This is a genomic window from Candidatus Oleimmundimicrobium sp. (assembly GCF_030651595.1).
Lineage (GTDB): Bacteria > Actinomycetota > Aquicultoria > UBA3085 > Oleimmundimicrobiaceae > JAUSCH01.
Genome location: NZ_JAUSCH010000040.1, coordinates 1 through 3,257, shown reverse-complemented (window position 1 = coordinate 3,257; position 3,257 = coordinate 1). Strand labels below are relative to the sequence as shown.

General features: G+C 38.0%; 4 protein-coding genes. 1 reads left to right on the top strand and 3 read right to left on the bottom strand.

Features of this window, described 5'->3' with window-relative positions; genetic code table 11:
- Positions 1-74 precede the first annotated feature (74 nt).
- Positions 75-878 carry an ArdC family protein gene (locus Q7U95_RS02775; RefSeq protein WP_308751752.1) on the bottom strand — a complete coding sequence of 268 codons (804 nt, stop codon included), beginning with the start codon at positions 876-878 and terminating at the stop codon, positions 75-77.
- A gap of 588 nt (positions 879-1,466) precedes the next feature.
- On the opposite strand from Q7U95_RS02775, the gene Q7U95_RS02770 reads away from it, so the two are divergent.
- Positions 1,467-1,619, top strand: a complete 153-nt coding sequence (locus Q7U95_RS02770) for a hypothetical protein (protein WP_308751751.1) — start codon at positions 1,467-1,469, stop codon at positions 1,617-1,619.
- A 264-nt stretch (positions 1,620-1,883) separates the two neighbouring features.
- Here the strand turns inward: Q7U95_RS02770 and Q7U95_RS02765 are convergent, their stop codons facing one another.
- Both Q7U95_RS02765 and Q7U95_RS02760 read right to left on the bottom strand, forming a co-directional pair.
- Positions 1,884-2,099, bottom strand: coding sequence for a KTSC domain-containing protein (locus Q7U95_RS02765; protein ID WP_308751750.1), 216 nt, complete (start codon positions 2,097-2,099; stop codon positions 1,884-1,886).
- A partial coding sequence (locus Q7U95_RS02760) for an ATP-binding protein (RefSeq protein ID WP_308751749.1) occupies positions 2,092-3,257 on the bottom strand: 1,166 nt, incomplete at its 5' end. The genes Q7U95_RS02765 and Q7U95_RS02760, both read right to left, overlap by 8 nt.

Below are 3,257 nucleotides of genomic sequence, written 5' to 3'. Positions count from 1 at the left end.
TTCCCCTCTACTTTTTGTATTTAACAATATTATACTTGATTTTATTGTTACTTACAATAAAAAAGTAAAAATATTTACTTTTTATTCCCCTCCTCAATTTTCCTTATTATCTTTTCTGCTGTCTGCAAAATTTTAAGCCCTGATTTTTTAACGGTCTCCTTGTCCCCTCCCCAATTTTTAATATAGAACTTTGAACCTTCGTCTTGAATATCAAAATAACTACTAACTATATAAGCAACCGCCTCTGCCTCAATCTCTTTAACCTCTCTTGTCTTTTCTTTATCTCCAACGTGGTTTAAATAACAATGCCCCAACTCGTGGAATAATGATGAAAGCATAAAAGCCCCGTTCTCACTCTTAGCGACCTTAACACTCTTTCCGTTTGTGCTTCCTCCCTCGACAACGTTTTTAACAACTTCAACCTCAAAAGTAAAAATATCTTTAATCTCTTCAAATGTTATTTTTGATTCTCTGCCATCAACATAGTTTGAAACTTCATTTTCTAAGTCTTTGCCTTCCGTTTGTGATACATCAAAAATCTTTACCTCCCTAAAAAGTGTTATAATTTTTTCGACTTTTTCTTTCTCTCCTTTCCCATTTTTAACTTCTTCTTTAATTTTTTTAAACACCGGTGCAAGAATACTTATCCCTTTTTGCCCTTTTTTAATATGCCTTCCTTTTTTCTGCCAAGTTTTATAACCTGCGCAAAGCGTGGCATTTCCCTTTTGAAAATAAATTAAAAGCATATTTCCAAAACTGTATGAATGAAAGCCGTTTCGCCAACTTTTAATATACCTGTCCATCTCCTCACCATTAACAACAATCTCCCCTGCCAACTGCTCTAACTTGTTTTTTAATTCCTTTGTTTTTTCTTTCATCCCTTAAACCTCCCCAAAAAAATAAATTTATAACCACAACAAATTCCCGCCAAGCTGAGGTCAAGGTGGAGATTTGCAAGATGGGAGGGATAAATAGCGAAGCGGTTTATGCTCACAGCTCCAAATTCTTACCTTTACGGAAGCCATAATAGAGGCGGGAATAAAAAGCTTTTTAATTTATTGGAGGTTTTTCAAAAGGTCATTCTTAAAAGCACCTATGTTCCCGTGCGCACAATCTTTTCCTACATTTCATACCCAAAGTTACTTATATTCTTATCTCTAAGGTTGTTCACATTCTAAAAAGATTGTAAGTAACTTTGGTCATTTTTTTAAATGCCGTGTTACAGTTTAAAGGGGTTGTTTAAAAACTGTAATAGGGCATAATCACGATGTTTTGCATAACTTCTAAATTTGTCCCCCCCAGGGGGACACCCTCTAATTTTCTTAAAAGTGGACCCAGGTTCACTTTTTCTTATATCTCTAAGTTTGCTTATATCCTAAAAGGATCGTGAGCAATCTTAGTCATTTTTTAGTGCCGTGTTTTGGTTTGAAGGGATTGTTTGAAAACGGTAATACGGTTTGTTTAAAATGTTTTGCATAAAAAAGAGGCAGGCGAATTTTGCCTGTCTTTCAAAAAAGTTGCCCTGGGCCTACTGGACTATCTTCAAACTTTTAAGCGAGCATATTACCAAAAATCCAGTAGATGAGAAAGTGTTGGATTTTTTGCTTGAGGTGGCGTAACAATTTGAACAACCGGCACAGTATTTAATACTCTGAGTTTATTTTATAGTTAGAAATCATTTCCTCAATATGCCACGTTATTCGGACGCGCAGCGTCCGAATAACGCCAAAATCACCTGCTTTTCTGGAACACATCGGAGTAAAAGGTAGGTGCATTTTGGGGAGCCTTCCAACCACTTGAAAAATGATGTAAACAGATCATTCCTTTTTCGTGATAGATTTAGAGGGTACGGTGCAAGTCCGGTCTATGATCGGTACCATCAATCACTGCCTTGCATAACGGTAGGCACCTTTGATTTCAGCATTAAGATATTTGCCTTTTGATGCGGCTGATTTCATCCCTTCAAAAACATGCAGCGGGACATCGTAGTAGTTGTATCTGCTGCCACTTTTAAATTCTACTGTTAGAGTCTGACTTGCTTCCTCATAGCTAAAACCTGCCACATTAGATGATTGTGGTGTTGAAATCCATTCACTCATCATTTTCTCCTCTGTTATTAAGTTCATTTTCTTTAAAAACGCTATGGTCATACTTTGCAGATTGGATTCTCCACTGGTAAACCATAATATCATAACGTTCTCTTTCGATTTTCTGGTTCCATCCGCCTGGACTTTCAAATCCCTCTTCGATAGAACCTCGAGAAACAACTTTGGGATCTGTACTATCGGGTCTTCGCTCAGGCGGAGGTGGTTCAATAAGTGTTCGTACAGGAAGGCTGACTGCCTCACCGACTATTATCGCTTCACCAGTTCTTAAAATTGGCAATATTTCAAACAACCCTTTAAGATTATCCGATGCTGCCCCGGTGATATGCCCACGATCAGTATTGTTTCCCAGACGCATAGCAATCATGGTCCCACATTGTGACAGTATGGTTGTATCAATTTCAGATGGACGTTGACTAATAACCATCACACCAACACCATATTTACGCCCTTCTTTTGCAATTCTTCGGACAGCATCGGCTGCTGTGCCAGAATTCTCTTTGCCTAAATATGTGTGAGCTTCTTCAAGGACAAGTAAAAGTGGGCGTTCCCATGCGCCTTCTGGAAGTTTTCTTCCCCAAAACACAGCATCATATAAAATTCTTAACACAGCTCCAATAATATCATTCAGTATGGTTGAAGGAATTCCTGATAAATCAAGTATGGTCACTGGCTTTGTATTTCCTATCCAACTTTCAAGAAGTGCATCTAAATCCTTTCTTACTTTGCCATCAATATCTGGCTTCCAGTCTCCTGGATTACAAATAAAATTATAGCGCGGGTCTTTAAGTTTCGAGCCTAATGCCGCCAATTGCTGCCGTATACCAATTGGCTCTTTACCCCATTCTACTTTTTCTTCTTTTTTCCCTGTTGTTTTAATCGTTAAAAATACTGGTGGTATCACCTTCATAGCGTCACCAACCAAATCGTTCCCGTTATCGTCTTTTGCATATGCTGGCTCAACTTCACTACTTGCCGTTTCTGGCTTAGGACGGATAGTCATAAAATCTTTTTTGTAAAGCTCTAACCATAGTTTATGCAAGCAGAAGGGGGTGGGCAAATCAACGGTTATAGATTCAGAAGTTACCCCTTTAATCGGTTGATTCTGCATTGATTCTTTTTTAAAATTGATCAGCCAATCAGAAATTGGCG